The 18712-nt window shown below is 35.0% G+C and carries 16 protein-coding genes; 12 read left to right on the forward strand and 4 right to left on the reverse strand.

Annotation, left to right across the window (positions count from 1 at the left end; genetic code table 11):
• Positions 1 to 291: hypothetical protein (locus ACW2QF_RS01510; RefSeq protein WP_455714224.1), on the reverse strand; the 291-nt coding region annotated here is incomplete at its 3' end.
• 462 nt (positions 292 to 753) lie between these two features.
• On the opposite strand from ACW2QF_RS01510, the gene ACW2QF_RS01515 reads away from it, so the two are divergent.
• From ACW2QF_RS01515 to ACW2QF_RS01540, 6 genes are all read left to right on the forward strand, one after another.
• The gene (locus tag ACW2QF_RS01515) at positions 754 to 1719 is read left to right on the forward strand and encodes a hypothetical protein (RefSeq protein WP_455714225.1); all 966 of its coding nucleotides are present in this window, start codon (positions 754 to 756) and stop codon (positions 1717 to 1719) included.
• 276 nt (positions 1720 to 1995) lie between these two features.
• Positions 1996 to 3021, forward strand: a complete 1026-nt coding sequence (locus tag ACW2QF_RS01520) for a LacI family DNA-binding transcriptional regulator (protein ID WP_455714226.1) — start codon at positions 1996 to 1998, stop codon at positions 3019 to 3021.
• A gap of 285 nt (positions 3022 to 3306) precedes the next feature.
• Positions 3307 to 4233 carry a glycoside hydrolase family 113 gene (locus ACW2QF_RS01525; RefSeq protein WP_455714227.1) on the forward strand — a complete coding sequence of 309 codons (927 nt, stop codon included), beginning with the start codon at positions 3307 to 3309 and terminating at the stop codon, positions 4231 to 4233.
• A gap of 16 nt (positions 4234 to 4249) precedes the next feature.
• Positions 4250 to 6049 carry an ABC transporter ATP-binding protein gene (locus ACW2QF_RS01530; protein ID WP_455714228.1) on the forward strand — a complete coding sequence of 600 codons (1800 nt, stop codon included), beginning with the start codon at positions 4250 to 4252 and terminating at the stop codon, positions 6047 to 6049.
• A gap of 86 nt (positions 6050 to 6135) precedes the next feature.
• Complete coding sequence (locus ACW2QF_RS01535; protein WP_455714229.1) at positions 6136 to 6675, forward strand: beta-class carbonic anhydrase; 540 nt, start codon at positions 6136 to 6138, stop codon at positions 6673 to 6675.
• A 472-nt stretch (positions 6676 to 7147) separates the two neighbouring features.
• A complete protein-coding gene (locus ACW2QF_RS01540; protein ID WP_455714230.1) occupies positions 7148 to 7828 on the forward strand; it encodes an AlkZ-related protein in 681 nt (226 codons plus the stop codon).
• Between the two features lie 33 nt (positions 7829 to 7861).
• Here ACW2QF_RS01540 and ACW2QF_RS01545 read toward each other — a convergent pair whose 3' ends face one another.
• The 3 genes from ACW2QF_RS01545 to ACW2QF_RS01555 form a co-directional block, all read right to left on the reverse strand.
• Positions 7862 to 8548, reverse strand: a complete 687-nt coding sequence (locus ACW2QF_RS01545) for a DUF6320 domain-containing protein (protein WP_455714231.1) — start codon at positions 8546 to 8548, stop codon at positions 7862 to 7864.
• Positions 8535 to 9803: a hypothetical protein gene (locus ACW2QF_RS01550; protein WP_455714232.1), complete on the reverse strand. Its 1269-nt coding sequence runs from the start codon at positions 9801 to 9803 to the stop codon at positions 8535 to 8537. The genes ACW2QF_RS01545 and ACW2QF_RS01550 overlap by 14 nt, the downstream gene beginning before the upstream one ends.
• A gap of 139 nt (positions 9804 to 9942) precedes the next feature.
• Positions 9943 to 10809 carry a LysR family transcriptional regulator gene (locus tag ACW2QF_RS01555; RefSeq protein WP_455714233.1) on the reverse strand — a complete coding sequence of 289 codons (867 nt, stop codon included), beginning with the start codon at positions 10807 to 10809 and terminating at the stop codon, positions 9943 to 9945.
• A gap of 293 nt (positions 10810 to 11102) precedes the next feature.
• Here ACW2QF_RS01555 and ACW2QF_RS01560 point away from each other — a divergent pair, with 293 nt between their 5' ends.
• The 6 genes from ACW2QF_RS01560 to ACW2QF_RS01585 all read left to right on the forward strand — a co-directional run.
• Entirely contained in the window at positions 11103 to 11783 is a 681-nt protein-coding gene (locus ACW2QF_RS01560) for a response regulator transcription factor (RefSeq protein WP_455714234.1), read from the forward strand.
• Positions 11784 to 13151 carry a sensor histidine kinase gene (locus tag ACW2QF_RS01565; RefSeq protein WP_455714235.1) on the forward strand — a complete coding sequence of 456 codons (1368 nt, stop codon included), beginning with the start codon at positions 11784 to 11786 and terminating at the stop codon, positions 13149 to 13151.
• Between the two features lie 137 nt (positions 13152 to 13288).
• Positions 13289 to 15502: a hypothetical protein gene (locus ACW2QF_RS01570; protein WP_455714236.1), complete on the forward strand. Its 2214-nt coding sequence runs from the start codon at positions 13289 to 13291 to the stop codon at positions 15500 to 15502.
• A gap of 195 nt (positions 15503 to 15697) precedes the next feature.
• Positions 15698 to 16576, forward strand: a complete 879-nt coding sequence (locus ACW2QF_RS01575) for a carbohydrate ABC transporter permease (protein ID WP_455714237.1) — start codon at positions 15698 to 15700, stop codon at positions 16574 to 16576.
• A gap of 27 nt (positions 16577 to 16603) precedes the next feature.
• Complete coding sequence (locus tag ACW2QF_RS01580) at positions 16604 to 17491, forward strand: carbohydrate ABC transporter permease (protein ID WP_455714238.1); 888 nt, start codon at positions 16604 to 16606, stop codon at positions 17489 to 17491.
• Positions 17492 to 17506: 15 nt separating this feature from the next.
• The coding region (locus tag ACW2QF_RS01585; RefSeq protein ID WP_455714239.1) for a hypothetical protein at positions 17507 to 18712 on the forward strand (1206 nt) is incomplete at its 3' end.

The following is an 18712-nucleotide window of genomic DNA, read 5'->3' on the forward strand; positions in this document are numbered from 1 at the left end:
CCGACGATGACCTCCGACACCACCAGCCCCAGCATCACCACATTGTCCATCTTGTCCGCCATGCCCCACCTGTCCAACTCCGCCACCATGCCCGCCATGCCCAACATGTCCAACACCGAAGCCTTGTCCAGAATGCCCTAAATGCCCACCTTGTCCTACACCAAGACCTTGCCCTGCTTGCGAGGAGTGCTTGATTAAGCCGGGAATTATTAGGGGATGTATCTGGGGTTGCCATTGTGGTAATGCCCATGAATGGGAGGTAGAATTATACAAGATAAGTAATAGTAACAATGTTTTTATCTTCTGTTTACAGATTCAGAGTTATGGTTATTTTGAATTTGAAGTTCCTTTTGAAGGTTGTTATATCTTAAGAGTAAGGCAGTCTAGAAACTGCTGCAAGAGCCATAGGTGCAAACCAAGTATTATTTTAGAAAATGTAGGTGTAGAGAATTTTTCGATTGAATATTAATTAGTAGATTTTTAAATTTTATCAGAGCTGCTGCAAGTAGGCTAATACATTAATTGCAGCAGTTTTTTTTGTTTAGTGATAATTCTAGTAGACAAGGTTGTGAAGGTTGTGTATGATAAAGCCAACTTTTCTATATTTATACGAGGAGCTTAACTTCTCAATTTCATAAATAGTGCATAAAATAGGAACTTATGTAACTAAAAAGTTATTAAAGTAAGATTAAGTATTTTTATACTAATTGCCGATAATAAAGATAAGAAAATAATGCATAGGAGGTGATAAAAATGTTTAAAGACTATGACATAAAAAGTCAACCACTTGAAGGTGGAGAGTATAGGAGCGTTTCAGATATTTATAAGTTTCAATTAGAAAGGGGAAAAATAAAAACAGTAAAGGAAGTTAATAATGTTGCATTATCAGTAGAAACATATCAGGGAATTGATCAAAAAAACAAAGTAACAACATTACTCGGTCCTACAATAGAATCAAAATATAGTTATGCGATAGAACTTGATTTAGAGTCTAGAGATTATGCCAAAGCGATTGCTACACATAATTATTCAGCTGCGGCAGGCATGGACGTTATTTCATCAATGCAAGATAAATACCAATCTATCCAAAAAGGTATAGAGGATACATACTCAGGTGATGAAAAGGAATCTCGACTTATTGAACTGGATGAGGGTTATAAGTTTTTAATGGATTCAAATGTTGTACAACCTACTGATGCAATCTTGAAAAATGAAATTGCAATTAATAAATTAAAATTAGCATTTGCTAATGCTTATGAAAATGCAAAAAACACAAAGAGTAGTGAATCTGTGCAAACGACATATGGAACCATGTTTGATTGGAAAAAAGCTAGTGAGGAAGTTGCCAGCCAATTAGAAAATTATAAAACTAAGTTTGAACAGTTTAAGGTGGCCGTTATTGATACTGCTGATAAAGAAGATGATGCGGAATATGCTAATTCACTTTTGAAAACCATTAATGCAGGGTTGAATGAAGTGAAGGAAAAACATGTTGCTACAGGAGAAAAAATCAATTCCTCCACCAATGACAGAGAGAAAGAATTGTGGGGGCTTATTGAAACAAAAGCATCTTCTTTTGTAACGGATAATACATATGCAAGTGATGAAGAAAAATATCAAGCATTTCTTAAAAATTCGTCACAGGCAAATGGAGTGGACAAAAGATTGAACGTATTACTAAATGATTTTATACAAAAGGATGACAACGGAATATTATGAAGTGAATTAGCTAAGAATGAATAGGAGGCTAAAAAGGACAACTTTTCTATGCTGTATGCCATTTTGTGAATATATATATAATCACAGATGGCACACAGCTATGAAAAGTTGTTTTTTTATATAAAATGCACACTAAATGCACACATGTGCAAAAATAGTGCATAAATAAGTGCAAAAACATATTGCATTTTGTGCATCTATAATGTATAGTGACAGTAGTTAATGAGCAAGAGCAAGATGAGTTTTTGATAGTAATGATAGATAAGGAGGGCCTTGATGAAGCGAGTTACAATACAAGATATTGCAGCCAAGTTAGAGTTGTCTAGAAATACTGTTGCAAAAGCTTTAAATGGTGGAGAGGTTTCCAATGCAACTAGAATGACAGTAATTCTAAAAGCATACGAAATGGGATATGAAAAATTAGATTCCAAGCAGATAGAGGAAGCAAAAGGATTATCAAGAAAAAATGTGGGTGGAACTATATTAGTTTTGTTTAATCGTGCAGAGTCAACATTCTGGAATAAGATATTAACTGGAATTAGTGATGAGATTAATGACAATGGGTATCGGATGCAGATGTATATCGTGGAGGAAGATGATTTAGATGCAACAGCGACCTTAAAGGCTGCGTCGGAAGACACGAAAGGAATTATACTTTTATGTAAATTCTCTGTGAATTTCATAGAAGGTCTATCTACAGCCAACTTACCAATTACGATGTTCAGTGTTCCTAAGAATGGCGAAGATTATCTTCGATATGGGAATATTATAGCAATTGAAGGTAGAAATGTTATATCAAAAATTGTACAAAAGCTTATCAATCAAGGAAAAAGAACATTTTCCTTCGTAGGTGGTGGGAATGCGTCAATGAATATCGCAATGAGATATGACGGAATGAGACAGACCCTTTTGGAGAATGGACTAATCATCGATGAAGATCTAATGCTTAGCGATAGAGATTCTAATAGTTATTATAATTTTCATGTAATTGAAGAGAGTATAGATAATCTTCCTTATCTACCAGAGGTGTTTGTTTGTGTAGACGATGATGTTGCCAAGTATGTAGCAACTGCACTTATGAAGAAAGATATGCAAACTGCTAAGGATACAGTAATTCTAGGGTTTGATAATACACTTGAACCTGACTTCTTCAAATCAGATATTATTACAGTAGAGATAAAGATGGAGGCTCTTGGTAGAAGGTTGGTATCAACTACCCTAGATAAGATAATGCATCCAGAGTGGGATAATGCGATAATTACCGTTGCAACCTACCTCGTGGATAACAAAGAGATTCATTAATTGTGGTGTTGAAAAAGCTTGTGAATTTGACACCCTAAGCCTAAATAGAGTTATAGGTAATTGCGAAACTCTTCTCCGTGCATAAAGAATATCTGTGTTTTAAGGCTGTCTACTACAGTTTGCCTAAAATTATGTGACTTACACATACAATAAAGAACATTGTATGCGACGTACACACAATTCGGCAAACTGTAACGACAGACATAAAACACATTGATATTTCTTTATACACTACAAAGAGTTTCGCAATTTCCTAAAATAGTGTTAGAATATAAGGAGAACAATATGGAATTTATAAAAGGATTTACATTTAAACTAAACCCAAGTAAGACACAAAAATTAGGAGGAGAGGAAACGAAAGAATCTCTAAAAACATTGGTAGAAACTTCAGGTTGTGAAACCATTATATTAGCTTTCGGTGCATTGCAAGATACCCCTCATTCAGAGGAAATCGATTTCGCAGGACCACATATTCCTACTGATGAAGAGCTATTAGAAGTGATTGCTTATGCAAGAAAATTAGGACTAAAGATTATCCTTAAACCAATGTTAAACTGTAGAAATGGCGTATGGAGAGCGCATATTAACTTCTTCGATCTTGAAGTTCCTTGTGAGCCAAAGTGGAGCAAATGGTTTGCAAATTATGAGAAATATATTTTAAAATATGCGCAAATTGCAGCGAATACAAAATGCGAAATGTTTATGGTAGGTTGCGAGCTAGTTCAAACAGAACGAAAAGAAGAGTACTGGAGAGAATTAGTTGCAAAGGTAAGAGATATTTATCATGGGCCGATTACATATAATACTGATAAGTACCAAGAAGGTGAGGTTAAGTGGTGGGACTGTGTTGATGTTATTTCATCAAGTGGATATTATCCACAAACACAGTGGGAAGAGAACCTAGATAGGATTGAAAAGATTGTAAAGAAATATAACAAACCATTCTTCTTTGCAGAGTGTGGTTGTATGTGTGTGAAAGGGTGCCAAGAGGTACCAAATGACTGGTCATTTGAAGGTGAAGTAGATTTGAATATACAAGCTGACTATTATAAAACCATGTTTGAAACTGTTAATGAGAGATCATGGGTACAAGGATATGGAATTTGGGATTGGTGTTCCAATTATAAAGAAGATTTACCTGAGGATAGAGGATATAGCGTATTTAACAAACCATCAGCTAAGGTAATTAAGGATTTTTATGTAACTAAGTAAAGAGGAGATGTTCATTATGACAGAAGAAAAAATGACAGAAGATAAAATGGATTTTGAAGAGGGATCTCTTACCGAGGAATTTGAGAAAAATAAACATAGCACCCTTAAATTATTGTTTCGTATCTTTAAAGGAAACTATGGTAAATTAATTATTTCAGCGATTTTCTTTATTTTAAAGCATACTCCAGCATGGGCTTTGCCTATTGCTATTTCTGGGATTGTGGACGTTGCTACAAATCCAGGTAGTCATGATTCTAGCAAAATAGCTTTCTATGCGGGAATCATGGCAATATTAATTGTTCAAAATATACCGACAAACTACGTTTATGTTCGTATGTATAGTTTAGCGATTCGAGATGTGGAGGCAAGGCTTCGTGGAAGCTTGGTTCGAAAACTACAGCAATTATCCATAAGCTATCATAAAAACATTCAATCGGGAAGATTACAGTCAAAGATTATGCGTGACGTTGAAGCGATAGAAGCAATGTCAACACAGGTTTTCACAAGTTTATTAGCAATCATGATTAATATAGTAGTTGCGCTAGCAGTTATAATTACAAGGAGTATGATAGTGTTTATGTTCTTCCTTGTTACGATACCTATAGCAGTAATCACTATTCTTGCTTTTCGAAAGAAGATAAAACAACGTAATACAGAATTCCGTAAGGAAATGGAGGAAACATCAGCTAAGGTAATCGAGATGGTAGAAATGATTCCCGTTACTAGAGCGTATAGCGTTGAAAATAAGGAAATCAAACGTTTGGAGGATCAAATCAATAGGGTTGCGCACCAAGGTTATAAGCTTGATGTGGTACAATCTCTATTTGGTTCAGTAAGCTGGGTAGTATTCCAATTATTTCAGGTGCTATGTTTGGCGTTTACAGGGACTTTAGCATACAAGGGGGAAATCAGTGTAGGTGATATCGTATTATTTCAGACGTATTTTTCTACCATAGTAAACAGTGTATCTCAAATTGCTAATTTAGTACCAATCTTTACAAAAGGTTTAGAATCCCTTGATTCCATTGGAGACATTCTTACTGTACTTGATGTGGAGAGTTATAAGGGAAAACGAAAAGTGAAAAAACTTGAAGGAAATTATGAGTTTAATGATATTGTCTATACTTATGGTGAAGGCGAGAAGAATGTATTAGATCATTTTAATCTTAAGGTGAATAAAGGGGAGACCATAGCATTTGTTGGAGGTTCTGGGGCTGGAAAGACAACAATTATGAATCTAATTATTGGTTTCTTAAAACCTACGGAAGGGACTGTCCTTATTGATGGGAAAGATATGAAGGACTTAGATATAAGGAGCTACCGTAGATTCATGGCAGTAGTACCACAAGATAGTATTTTGTTTACTGACACACTTCGTAATAATATTACATATGGATTGGATTCAGTTACAGACGAACAACTTGAAACGGTATTACAACAAACCAGCTTAAAGGAATTAGTAGACTCCCTACCTATGGGACTTGAAACAGTGATTGGAGAGCATGGCGGAAAGCTATCTGGTGGCCAAAGACAAAGAATATCTATCGCAAGAGCATTGCTTAGAAATCCAGAAGTTATCGTTCTAGATGAAGCAACTTCAGCACTTGATAGTATATCTGAAAAGAAGATACAAGAATCTTTAGAAATACTAACAAAAAATAAAACAACTTTTGTAGTTGCCCATCGTCTTTCAACCATTCAGCACGCAGATAAGATTGTAGTGCTTAAGAATGGAAAGGTAAAAGAAATCGGTAACTATGCACAGCTGATGGAACAAAAAGGAGAATTTTATCAACTTAAAACATTACAGTCTTAAATAAATGGGTTCAGTGTGATATAATGGAAAAGTATCACAACTACCAATAAGATCAGAGGGTCTTAATTAAAAGGAAAGGACTTAGTATGATTGATGAAATTCTAGAGTTTAATAAAGTTTTTGTTGAGAATAAAGGATATGAGAAATATATTACCAATAAATTTCCAGATAAAAAGCTTGCTATTGTCTCTTGTATGGATACAAGATTAACAAAATTATTACCAGCAGCTTTGGGGCTAAAAAATGGTGATGCGAAAATTATTCAAAATGCAGGTGGAGTTATCTCCCATCCTTTTGGAAGTGTTATGCGTAGTTTGCTAATAGCCATTTATGAATTAGATGTTAGAGAGATATTAGTAATTGGTCATACGGATTGTGGAGCTAGGTATACAGATAGCCAAAAGATGATAGAAAAAATGAAAGCGTATGGGATTACGCAAGATAATATAGATATGATTAAGTATTATGGTGTAGATTTTGACTTATGGCTAGGGGGCTTTATGGACTTAGAGGATTCTGTTAAGAAATCAGTGGATATGGTACATAAACACCCTTTAGTTCCAGAGACGGTAAAGGTATATGGACTAGTTATTGATTCTGTAACTGGGGAATTAACTAGGATTTAAGGGTTGAATAGGGACGCAAAACTCTAGTTTTTTCATAGCTTCTTAGCTGCCGTACTATGACACGAAACACGCTACACAGCTAAGTACTTCTAAGTGTGTACATTAAGGGTATCTAGATGATACGGAATCGCCTTCGATTCGGCATCCTGCCTCAGCTCAGGCTGGCGAGGCCTCCTTGCCTCGCCTTCCTAGGTTGTTTCAGTACACACTAAGAAGTACTATAGCTGTTTCGCTATTGTTTCTTAGTCATAGTACGGCAGCTAAGAAGCAGATTTACGTTATTAAGAGTTTTGCTGTTTTATTCAATAGTTATGTAAGTATAAGTAAGTTAAGATAGAATAAATATTCTTGATCATTCATCACTAACTTTTACTAAGACATATTTATTCCCTAATCATGAGGAAGGTATTAGAGGGAAGAATATAGTAATCAGAATACTACCGACAACCTGAAATCCAAGAGGAGGGTAAGCATGAATCAGATTCATAATTTCAATGACTTTCTTACAGAGCTATACCAAGCTGGTATGAGTGTAGGTGGAGAGAATAATGAAAGTGTTTTTTCATTATGTGATTATTTTGGTGAAGAAATATGCTGGCACACGGAAGTAGCAGATACAGATCCTTGGGAATGGCGCATGCGGGTATTGCATGAGAAAGAGGATATTGCATATGGAAAGTACTTTTTTAAGAAAAGTGGTTTTATAACAAGAGAATGGTTCCCTTATTTCTACGCAATTCGGCGTGGACGTATGACTTTAGAGGAAGCGTATGAAGCAGGAACTATTAGTCATTATGCAAAACAAATTTATGAATTGATTGAGGAATATAAAGAATTACCTTTACATCTAATAAAACAATATGGCGGTTTTACCAAAGAAGATAAATCAAAGTTTGACCGAGCAATTACAGAATTGCAAATGGGATTCTTTATTACAATGTCAGGGCGAGCTAGGAAAATATCTAATGCAGGAGAGGAATATGGCTGGTCATCGACAGTATTCTGTCTTGTGGAGGATTTCTGGGGAGAAGTTTTGATTAGGCAAGCGGAAGAAATTGATAGAGAAGTGGCCTATAATAAGATCTGGGATCAGATCTATAGATTGAATCCAAAAGCAAATGAGAAAAAGGTAAAGAAGTTTATTGAAGGTTAGGAAACTTTCAGTAGTTAATAAAGGACGACTGCATTAACAATGCAGTCGTCTTTTTAATTCTTCCTTTGACTCCTTTGTTGAGAAGAAGAATAATCCAAACAAAGTAAGTACAGCGTATAGGCAACAGCTAAGTGCTGGCCAACCAACTGAAATAATGGACAAGAAGTACAATAGTAATGGTATGAATGCTAAGATACTTGTACTAAAAACATAAATAGAATACTCGTATAAACGTTCTTTGCTACCAAAAATGCAGCAGGTTGATAGTATATTCAGGGCAAGTAAACCAAAAGGTAATACATAATCAAGTGCCCAATGATAACTATCTCCTAGTAAAGCAATTGCTATAAGAAACATGAGGGTACTTAAACCAGTCAGGTAAATCTTATGAAAGACATTTGATGGTGTAGAGAATTCATGGATAACAATCGCTGCTAATAAACAAGAGAGCAGAACATAAATCGACCATGAACTAATAATCCCTTGGGTTGAATTCTTATAGATCAAGCCAATGCCAAGGCAACTAATAGTGCCGAATAACAAGATAAAGTAAAGTATCTTTTTAACGGTTTTCTTAGCTTTAGGTTCTTTTTTCATTGGCGGATAGAAGAATTTCATATCTTCATCTAAAACGTTATCTTCTTCTAATTTATTATTACAGAACAAACAACTGTTAATAGGAGTACGATAATGTATTCCGCAAGTCTTACAATATCTCATCTAATCCCTCCCTATAGTTAGTATCAATAGTCACTGGAACTCCTGCATCAGTTAGTATTTTTAAGAAATACTGAATCGTTGAAATATCCTTGAATTCAGAGTTTAACATAAGATTAGTATGTCCTTTGATTGAGGCAATCGCCATACAGGTTCCTCCTAAGGCAAATTCCACATCTTCAACATATGGTTCTAAGGAAGCAGGTAACGTAATGTTGCCTAAATTAGAAATATAATAGGTACTGATATTCTCAGCACAGTAGTAGTAACCAATTTGAAATGCCAGATCCTTTATGGCAAGTGGAAGGATTCGTATAAAAGGATTCTTCTCAATACTTACGTTTGCATTTATTCGTCTGTGCAGGTCTTCCTTATTAAGTTGATTTGCAAATTGTTCTTTTGTAGAAGTAAGCATTTGTTCGAACGTCCAAGATTCTTTACCAGCAAAGGTTGCTTTTATATAAAGGGAGAAATTGCGTAACGTGTTGGAAGGAAAGAACTTTCTTAAATTAACAGGGACGAACATCTTAATTGGTTTATTAGTGGTACGACAACCAAGACTACAGTTATAGATACTGAAGGCAAAAGCAGCTGTTACGAATTGTCCAATGGTAACGTCATGGTCTTTGGCAGCAGCTAGGAGTGCATCGGTTGGCACCTGAGCACGGACAGCCAAGGAGAAGTTGTTCGCAAAGGTTTCTCCTGATAAGTGATAAGCTGGTTGCTCGGTAAGGTTTTTCTTGTTTGATTTATCATAAGAGCGGGTGAACATGTCGATTTCGCCAGTTACATCGTGTGGTAGTTGGCTTCTAATTCGCCCATCATGTTCTAAGGTTACCCCTTGTAACTCATAATACATATAGATAATGGATTTTAGAAATTCCATAGCACCTGTTCCATCTGTTAGTGAATGGAAGGTTTCTAAGGTAATCTTATTACCAAAGTAGTAAACTTTGAATAGATAGCCATTGTTCTTCTGTCTTGAGAAAAACTTACAGAGAATAGGCGGTTCCTCTTCTACATAAAATGGTTTTTTGTTCGCAGATAGATAATACCAGAATAAACCGCGCTTTAATTCTACTGCAAATGTTTCGAATCTTGGTAGAACTTGATTGACAGCTTCTTCTAATATATCTTTTTTTATTTCCTCTTTCAGATAAAAGGAGAGGTGGAATACGCTGCTTCTACTATCTTTTGATACGGCAGGAAATATTTTGCCTGCATTGTCTACAGGATACCAATATTGATTCCGTTTCATTTTGCGATCATGCTCCTCTCAAAATAATTGATTTGATATTTCTTTATGTACTACAGGGAGTTTCAAAATATTTATTATATTCGTTTTGAATATCATGTCATGTAGTAATCAAAACTATTATAAAACCTTTAGGTAAAAATTACAAGTTAAATTCAAGAATAGGACTAAATGCATATAGATGGTTTGCTTGCATAGGGTTATAGATTCGATAAGAATTGATTTTTGGTGTCTTAAAACCAAGTAGTGGTACAGTTTCTAGTTCATTAGTTAAGAGGTAAGGTTTCACAAGACTTTCAGGCAAGAAGCTATAACCGATTCCATCGATCAAGAATTCAAGTAGTTTGGTACTATTATCAATCTCAAAATGAAATTGATAAAACGTAGGAAAAAGTTCCCGTATGAATAAACCAACTTCTTGAAGAGCGAAGTTGCAGAATAGGTATGTAATCTTAGTGAGTTCCTCTTTACGAATTCCCTTGTGATATTGGTTGGTTTTAGGTGAAGTAACTAAAACTAGTGAATCCGTAGCGAATACATCACTTTTGTATCCACTTTTAACAAGTGGTAAATAAGAGTATACAACATCTAGCAACCCATCTTGTAACATCTGTAGCAAAGAGGCAGAATGCCCAATAGTTACAGTTAGTGCACAAGCTGGTCTTGCGATTAATAATTGCTTAATAGTCTCTACAAGGTGGCACTCATAGATGGTATTCGTTGTCCCTATTCTAAGACTATGTTCGTACTGTTTTATTGCATTCATCTCTTTAATTGATGTTTCTTCTAAGTCAATCATACGTTTTGCGTAAGTAAGAAAAAGGCTGCCTTCTGGAGTTAAGGAAACAGATTTGTTATCTCGGTGGAATAGCTTTTTCCCTAACTGGCGCTCTAACTCTGCAATCCGATTGGTAACTGTGGATTGTGCGACAAAGAGTTGGTCAGCAGCCTGTGTGAAGTTCTTAATATCAGCTAGTACTAAGAACGTCCGTAGATTTTGCGTATCCATAGGATTCCTCCAATTTTTGATAATAAGAATGATTTGTATTTCAAATTGTAGAGATAAAAATAATCTATTATACAAATAATACCATTACAAATATAATTAGGTCAATGAGATAAAATAATTATGTAATAATATTAGGGAGGAAAAAGCAATGAGAGAACAGTATATAGGCAGGAAAACAAAAAAATACACCTTTGCATATATTAGCAGATAGCCTTCATTGACAAGGTTTATCCAATAAGTTACAATTACCAAAAAGTAGAAAAACTAATTGTTTTGTGAGAGGATGGGGAACTATGAAGTTACTTTTAGTAGAGGATGATTTAAACCTGTGTGATGTTTTGGAAGAGCAGTTAAAGGTAGCAGGTTATGAGGTAGATGTGTGTCATAATGCGCTTAATGCAGGATATTATCTAACATCAACTTCACATGATATGGTTTTACTAGACCGGATGTTACCTGGTAAGGATGGGGTAACCTTTTTATCAGAAATCAGAAAGAAGCAGATTATGGTGCCTGTTATTTTAATAACGGCAATGAATGGAGTTTATGACAGGGTGGATGGACTTGATGCAGGAGCAGATGATTATATTGTGAAACCATTTGCCATGGAGGAATTGTTTGCGAGAATTCGAGCACTAGCAAGAAGACCAAGGCAGATGGAAGCAGCAGATTGCCTGACATTCGGTGACCTTACATATAACATAGATCGAAAGATTGTTAGAAAAGGGGAAGATAGCTATACCTTATCTAAGAGAGAAAGCTCATTACTTGAATTCTTTATGAGAAATGCAAATCAAGTAGTTACGAGGGAACAAATTCTTGACCGTGTATGGGGGATTAATGGAGATGTAGAAGATGGAAACATTGATAACTATATTCATTTTTTAAGAAAGAGATTAAAAGGTATTGAGAGTAACATTAGTATTAAGACGATATATGGAATTGGATATCGGTTAGAAGAGGGGAAAGTCTAAGTGAAATCGACACACGAGTCAAGTAAGGAAAGAATTCAACATAGAAGGACTCAAGTTGCGAAAAGAAATAGTGTTCAAAAGGCGAAAGTCCGACTAGTTTTGTTATACAGTATAAGTATGGGAGTAATTCTTACAATTGCGCTTTTGGCAATATTTACAATGAACTATCAAGATCAGAAACAAAGTAAAAGTAGAATTTTTCAGAATTCAGTAACAAACGTTTATATGAAATTATCCTCTGATTCTATCATATCTAACACTTGGCTTACAGATATAGAGAGCACCAATAGGCTGATTCTTCATATCACAGATGGTGGAAGTGAATTATTACAATGGGGCAGTTGGGTATCAGAAGAAGAAAGAAAAACAGAAGTTGCCAAAATTGAGAATATGGCTAAAGATGATAAGTTGTCATTGCATTCAAGACCAATATCTTCAAAAGAGGGGTTCTGGCGTTTTTACCAATCAAAGAATGAAAACGGGAACAGGTATTATGCAGCTGCCATTGTAGTACCATATGGAAAACAGTATAGAAGTGCCATAGTGATTCAATACTTTACGAAAGAAGACCAGGCATTTAATCGACTAAAAATGGTATTTTTAACGATTGAGATTTTAGGAATTTTGAGTATGGTTGTCCTAAATCTAATTTATGTAAGGTTAATTATGAAGCCTGTTGAAGAGAGTAAGCGATTGCAGACAGAATTTATTGCAGCTGCATCCCATGAATTAAAATCCCCATTAGCTGTCATTCGAACAAGTGCCGGTGCGATTAAGGCGGTTCCAGAGAAGTCAGATCATTACATTGATACGATAGGGGAAGAGTGTAATAGAATGTCAAGCTTGGTGGATGATTTGTTGATTCTATCATCAACAGAGACAAAAACGTGGAGAATGTCTATGGAAAGAGTAGAGTTAGATACTCTGTTACTGGATATCTATGAAGAATTTTTACCGATATGCAAAGAGGCAGATATGGATCTTACGATATCTTTACCAGAGATTTTATTGCCTCCAATTAATGGAGATTCTATGAGAATTAAGCAGATTTTATCAATACTATTAAACAATGCAATACAACATTCAAAGAGTGTTAAGCCAATTCAATTACATGCATATACAAGTAAGCATTATGTATTCATACAAGTAATTGATTACGGAATCGGAATAGCAGATGATGAGAAAACAGCAGTATTTGATAAATTCTATCAAGTGGATACCTCACACCATGATCGAAGAAACTATGGATTAGGATTAAGTATTGCGAAGGAACTTGTCAAGATACATCGAGGTCTATTCTGGCTGGAGGATACGAAGGGAGGAGGTTGTACGTTTACAATTAAGCTCCATAAAATTATAGAAAATTAGAAGTCATGAATTTATCACAATATTTTATGAATCTTAGAGAACTTTTAGAGGATTCCTTGTTACTCTATATTTGTCAGATAACGGAGGTAAAAATTGGTAATAATAAGGTGATTAAAACAAGGAGGAATATAGGAGATATGTTGACGAAGAAAATCTATAATATCAAAAAAGCCGGGGGAGTATCATTATTTTTGTGTGTCATTCTTTTGGGATCATTATTAACTGGTTGTAAAACAAATGGAGAAAAGGGTAAGTCTGATGTTCCCATGGGAAGGTATAGGGAACAGGAGCTAAAATTACCAGAAGATTATCAAGATGCTTATATTATTTCAATCTTGTCCAATATGGATAACAAATTGGAAGTTTACATGTATAAAGATGAAACTATAAAGGCTATGGTTTATGACGGTAAGGACTGGAGTGAGAAAAAGATTGATTGGCTCGATACCTTTAATAGCAAAGATTACTCTATAGATTCAGTTATTCTAGGTAAAGATAAGCAGTATTACGCGCTTATTACTGATTATTCTAGTGAAGACTATAAACGTCTTATCTATAAAGATGATGGAACAGCGGCGAATAAGATTGATATCCCTTGGTTAGAAACGAAAGAAGAAGGGTATACAGGGGAAATGGAATTTCCACATGTAGATGATGTTCAGGTGCTAAGTGATGGATCTGTGGTAATCTTACCAAGTAAATATGAAGAGGGTGTGCATGTATTTGATCCTACTACAGGTGAGCAATTACTAGAATATTCTACTACTGCTCCAATAGTTGCAATGGATGAAGCGTTAATCGGATATAGCTTAGAACAACAGAAATTACTTCGAATAGATATGGGTGGATCGGAATTAGCAAGTTATGATTTTGAAGCGACGTCGGGTAATTCGTTAATTCAGGAAGCAAAAGGTGATATTTATAGTTTGAAGACAGATGGAATTTCAATATTACAAAAAGATGGTTCACTTTGGCAGACAATTGTAGATGGAAATCTTACATCATTGTCGGATCAAACCATGGAATTTCGAAACCTAGCAATTATAGAAAAAGAGAAGAACGAGTATGCTGTTTTAGTTAATGATAGTAATTATAAAGCGAAATTATATTATTATTACTTTGATGAAAAGGTGGCTTCCATCCCGTCGAAACAGTTGAATGTATATTCATTGTATCTAAACCCAACTATCAGACAGGGAATTATTAAGTATCAATCAGAAAATCCTGATGTATTAATTAATTATACATATGCTATTGAGAATGGAGAAGGAGATAATGCAAATCTATCTGATACCATTCGTGCCCTAAATACAGAATTATTAGGAGGAAATGGAGCGGATATCCTAGTATTAGATGGGTTACCAAGAGATTCCTATCTAGAAAAAGGGGTACTCGAAGATATTGGAGACATTGCTAAAACACTTGTTGATGATGGAACCTTAAGCAAGAATATTATGCAAAATTATATAGAAGATGGTGCTTGCTATTATGTTCCTTTACGATTCCAAGTGCCAATAGCTTTTGGTAATAAAGCTGTTGTTGAAGCTATGACTTCTTTAGATAAGACGATTGCATTATTGGAAAGTAAAAATAGTTCAGAGATTTTTAATAATATAGGAGCTGAGAATTTTGCAAGCCTTTACTTTGCACTATTTAATAAAGAATTGGTTTCAGTTCAGAAGACAATTAATGAAGAAGAGCTTGGTAAGTATTTGGATATGTTGCAGGCATTAATGAAAACAATGGGGGAAGAGGAGATTAGTGATTGGTCGACGACAAATCTTGAAGTTGAAAATGCTATAGAGTTAGACCGTGGATTTGATTTGTATTTAGGAAATAGTAACAAGAATGAAACATTCATAGCACAGCTAGTGGATTTATCAGAATGTCAAGATCCTTTGGCCGGGGTTAGAGAAGCAAATATGTACTATGATACAATTAATAATCAATATGTGGAAAGTGGTGTTATAGGAGTCAATAAAGCAAGTAAAAACAAAGACCTAGCTAGAGATTTTTTAAAGTTTTTATTAAGTGAAAAAGTTCAATCTAGTATGGCTTTTGATGGATTCCCGGTGAATACAGCAGCATTAGATAAAATTATGGATAATTCTAAGTTAACCGGGATGACACTTGGAAAGGATGGCGCTATAACGAGAATTGAGCCACCAACAGCTAAGGAAGTACAAGGACTATATGATAAAATGAAAAAACTAGATAAACCAATATCTTATGATAGTATGTTGTCTTCGTTGGTAATTGAACAAGTTAAAGATTTCCTAGACGAGAAAGTTACCAAAGAAGAGGCAATTCAGAATATTATGAATGTGGCTAATGGTTATTTGGCAGAATAAAAGTGGGGCAGGAGAAAGATTCAGGATTTTAAGATACTTAAAGATTATTTAGAGATTTACGTGGTATTATTCTATTGAAATGTAAGAACATAATGTCAATTCGTTGATATGGTGTATGGCAGGGTGCACGGCTATAGTGAGTCATCAAGTGTAGGCGTGCCTTGCCGATACTTTAAGCAGTTAGGTGGTATCAAAATGAGTAAATACTTTAAAACAAAACGTGCAAGGAAAGAATCAATTCTTGGTTTGGGATTTTTACTTCCTAGTTTCCTAGGAGTTTCCATATTCGTACTTATTCCGTTTATCGATGCAGTCAGACGATCGTTCAGTGAAACTATGACAAGAAAATTTGTGGGATTAGCAAATTACAAAGTAGTATTTTCTAATGAGGCCTTTAAATTGGCAGCAAAGAATACAGGAAGATTTTTGATAATCTGTATTCCACTATTATTAATCTTGTCATTGGTATTCTCTATTCTTTTATTTTCAATAAAGAAATTACATAACTTAATAAAAACAACTTTCTTAATACCGATGGTAATTCCAGCAGCATCAATTGTGTTATTGTGGAAAGTGTTCTTTGATGATTTTGGATTTTTGAATAAGATTATTATTCATTTTGGTGGTAGTGGTACGGATTGGATGAATTCTAGTAAAGCCTTCTATGTTTTGGTGTTTACGTATATATGGAAGAATATTGGATATGATATTATTCTTTGGCTCGCTGGGCTGAATGGAATCTCGGGGAGTATATATGAGGCAGCTTCTGTGGATGGAGCTGGTCCAATATCCAAATTTGTGTATATTACCATACCTAACCTAATGTCAACCTTATTCATTGTCACTGTCTTATCGTTGATTAATAGTTTTAAAGTGTTTCGAGAAGCATATCTAATTGCGGGTGATTATCCTCATGAGAGTATCTACATGTTGCAGCATGTATTCAACAACTGGTTTACCAACTTGGATATTCAAAAGATGTGTGCAGGAGCTGTACTGGTTGCAATTGTGCTATTGACTATCATTATAGTAATACAGAAATTAACAGGAAGCGATAAAGGAGAAGTAGTATAATTATACATTTCTTTATGTAAAGATAGCATGAAAGTAGGAGGAATTGCATTGAGGAAGAAGAAACCAGATTTTCATAAAAAACATATCCTCACATATATCATTTTAATTGTATCATGCTTGCTCATATGGATTCCAATCTATATGGTGTTAAGTGGTTGTTTGATGGGAGGTGAAGAACTTACCCAGTATATAGGGGTAGTATTAGATAAGGAAAAAGGTTATGTATCGTGGCCGTTAGTGCCATTATATCCAACCCTTAAATCATTTGTAGAGTTGTTGTTCGATGCACCTCAATTTTTTGTAATGTTTTGGAATTCATGTAAGCAAGTAGTACCTGCGATACTGGGGCAGTTTCTTGTTGGAGTACCTGCGGCTTGGGCCTTTGCAAGATATCGTTTTCCAGGTAAGAACATCTTATTTTACATATATATTGTACTAATGATTTTACCGTTCCAAGTAACGATCGTTTCAAGTTATTTGGTACTTAATAAATTACATTTACTTGATACACATCTGGCTATTATATTACCGGCTATCTTTTCTACATTTCCTGTTTTTATTATGACAAAGTTCTTTAAAGGAATCCCAGAGGAAATGTTAGAGGCTGCAAGGTTAGATGGAGCGGGAGAAGGATATATATTCTTCCATATAGGTATTCCACTGGGGAATGCAGGAATTATATCTGCATTGATTCTGTCTTTTATTGAATTATGGAATTGTATAGAACAGCCTTTGACTTTCTTGCGCAATAAGTCCTATTGGCCATTGTCTTTGTATTTGCCACAGATATCAGCGGATAACCTTGGAGTGTCGTTTATTGCATCTTTAATTATGATGTTACCAGCAGTACTGATATTTCTTAAAGGGCAGGAGTATCTGGAACAGGGGATTGTGGCATCAGGTATTAAACAATAAGGAAGGGTGAAATCAATGAATGAGAAGGAAGAAAAGATAAAGAAAAATCAATTACAGAAAAAAGCAGGTAAATTTCTGATTGTATTCTTAGTGGCAATGATTTTATTAACGGTGGTATCACGTATTAGTTCAACTTTGACTGTACCACTTGTATCTACACAGAAAGTACGAAAAGATGTATTGAACTATAATATAAAAGGAGATGGGAGGATTGATTCTGCCAATACCATTTATTTAGATATGTTTCAGAATCTTCAGATTGAAGATGTATATGTGAAAAAGGGGCAGAGTGTTAAGAAGGGCGACGAACTCTTTCGTTATGATATGAATCAACTAAAAGAGCAGATTGAAAAAGCTACCAAAGAATACGAAGCAAGTCAAAGAGCATATGAGAAGTCATTACTGAAAGGTACAATGGAGAACGATGGAAGCGAGGAGGAAAAGAACGTTAAGCGTGCCAATGAAGACTATCAGAAGGCTCAGAATGATTATGAAGAAGCAAGGGAAGTCTATAAGGAAAAGATAGAAGAAATTAAGAAAAATCTAAGTGATACACAAAAAGAAGAATATGAAAAAGCTGAGGAAGAGTATGATCTAGCCCTGGAAGCTTATGAAGATGCCAAGGATAAGTATGGGAAAGAGGTAGCAGATGCTAATGAAGCATATACCTTGGCCAAAGAGACAAGTAATAAGGAAATTAAGGAAGCTAAAGCAGAACTTGCAGATGCACAAAGCGAATTAGATGAGGTTTTACTTAAGAAGACAACGTTAATTCAATATATGAATATATTTGAGCAACATGCGAAGAATCAGAACTATAGTGAAATGTATAAGGAATTAGAAAAAATATATAGTACATATTTTGGTAAGAAAGAGTATGCTGACTTAAAGGATAAAATCAGTGATGCACAAGATGCAGTTGACGAAGCAAAGGATAATCTGAGTGCTGTTAAAGCAAAGTGGAAATTAATTATGGAAGAAGAAGAACGTACTCTTGCTCAAGTAGATCCAAGCGATCCAGAATATGCATCAGCACTAAATAAATACAAACAGCAACAGCTTGAACAGGAGAATGCTATAAGGGAAGCGTCGGATGCAGTTGATAATAAAGTGAAAGAGGTTGGAAGTGTATCAGCTAAATATACGGAAATTACAGATACGGCTACAACTTACTTCTATTTTCTAGCAGCTAATCCGTCAGGAGGCGATAGTACTCTATAT

This window comes from Anaerosporobacter sp. (genome assembly GCF_965301125.1).

Excerpts from the sequence above, each read along its gene's own strand:
- ACW2QF_RS01535 (WP_455714229.1), top strand. The coding sequence starts at position 6,136 with ATGATTGATGAAATTCTAGAGTTTAATAAAGTTTTTGTTGAGAATAAA.
- ACW2QF_RS01575 (WP_455714237.1), top strand. The coding sequence starts at position 15,698 with ATGAGTAAATACTTTAAAACAAAACGTGCAAGGAAAGAATCAATTCTT.
- ACW2QF_RS01525 (WP_455714227.1), top strand. The coding sequence starts at position 3,307 with ATGGAATTTATAAAAGGATTTACATTTAAACTAAACCCAAGTAAGACA.
- ACW2QF_RS01530 (WP_455714228.1), top strand. The coding sequence starts at position 4,250 with ATGACAGAAGAAAAAATGACAGAAGATAAAATGGATTTTGAAGAGGGA.
- ACW2QF_RS01550 (WP_455714232.1), bottom strand. The coding sequence starts at position 9,803 with ATGAAACGGAATCAATATTGGTATCCTGTAGACAATGCAGGCAAAATA.
- ACW2QF_RS01545 (WP_455714231.1), bottom strand. The coding sequence starts at position 8,548 with ATGAGATATTGTAAGACTTGCGGAATACATTATCGTACTCCTATTAAC.
- ACW2QF_RS01540 (WP_455714230.1), top strand. The coding sequence starts at position 7,148 with ATGAATCAGATTCATAATTTCAATGACTTTCTTACAGAGCTATACCAA.
- ACW2QF_RS01555 (WP_455714233.1), bottom strand. The coding sequence starts at position 10,809 with ATGGATACGCAAAATCTACGGACGTTCTTAGTACTAGCTGATATTAAG.
- ACW2QF_RS01560 (WP_455714234.1), top strand. The coding sequence starts at position 11,103 with ATGAAGTTACTTTTAGTAGAGGATGATTTAAACCTGTGTGATGTTTTG.
- ACW2QF_RS01520 (WP_455714226.1), top strand. The coding sequence starts at position 1,996 with ATGAAGCGAGTTACAATACAAGATATTGCAGCCAAGTTAGAGTTGTCT.
- ACW2QF_RS01515 (WP_455714225.1), top strand. The coding sequence starts at position 754 with ATGTTTAAAGACTATGACATAAAAAGTCAACCACTTGAAGGTGGAGAG.
- ACW2QF_RS01570 (WP_455714236.1), top strand. The coding sequence starts at position 13,289 with ATGTTGACGAAGAAAATCTATAATATCAAAAAAGCCGGGGGAGTATCA.
- ACW2QF_RS01580 (WP_455714238.1), top strand. The coding sequence starts at position 16,604 with ATGAAAGTAGGAGGAATTGCATTGAGGAAGAAGAAACCAGATTTTCAT.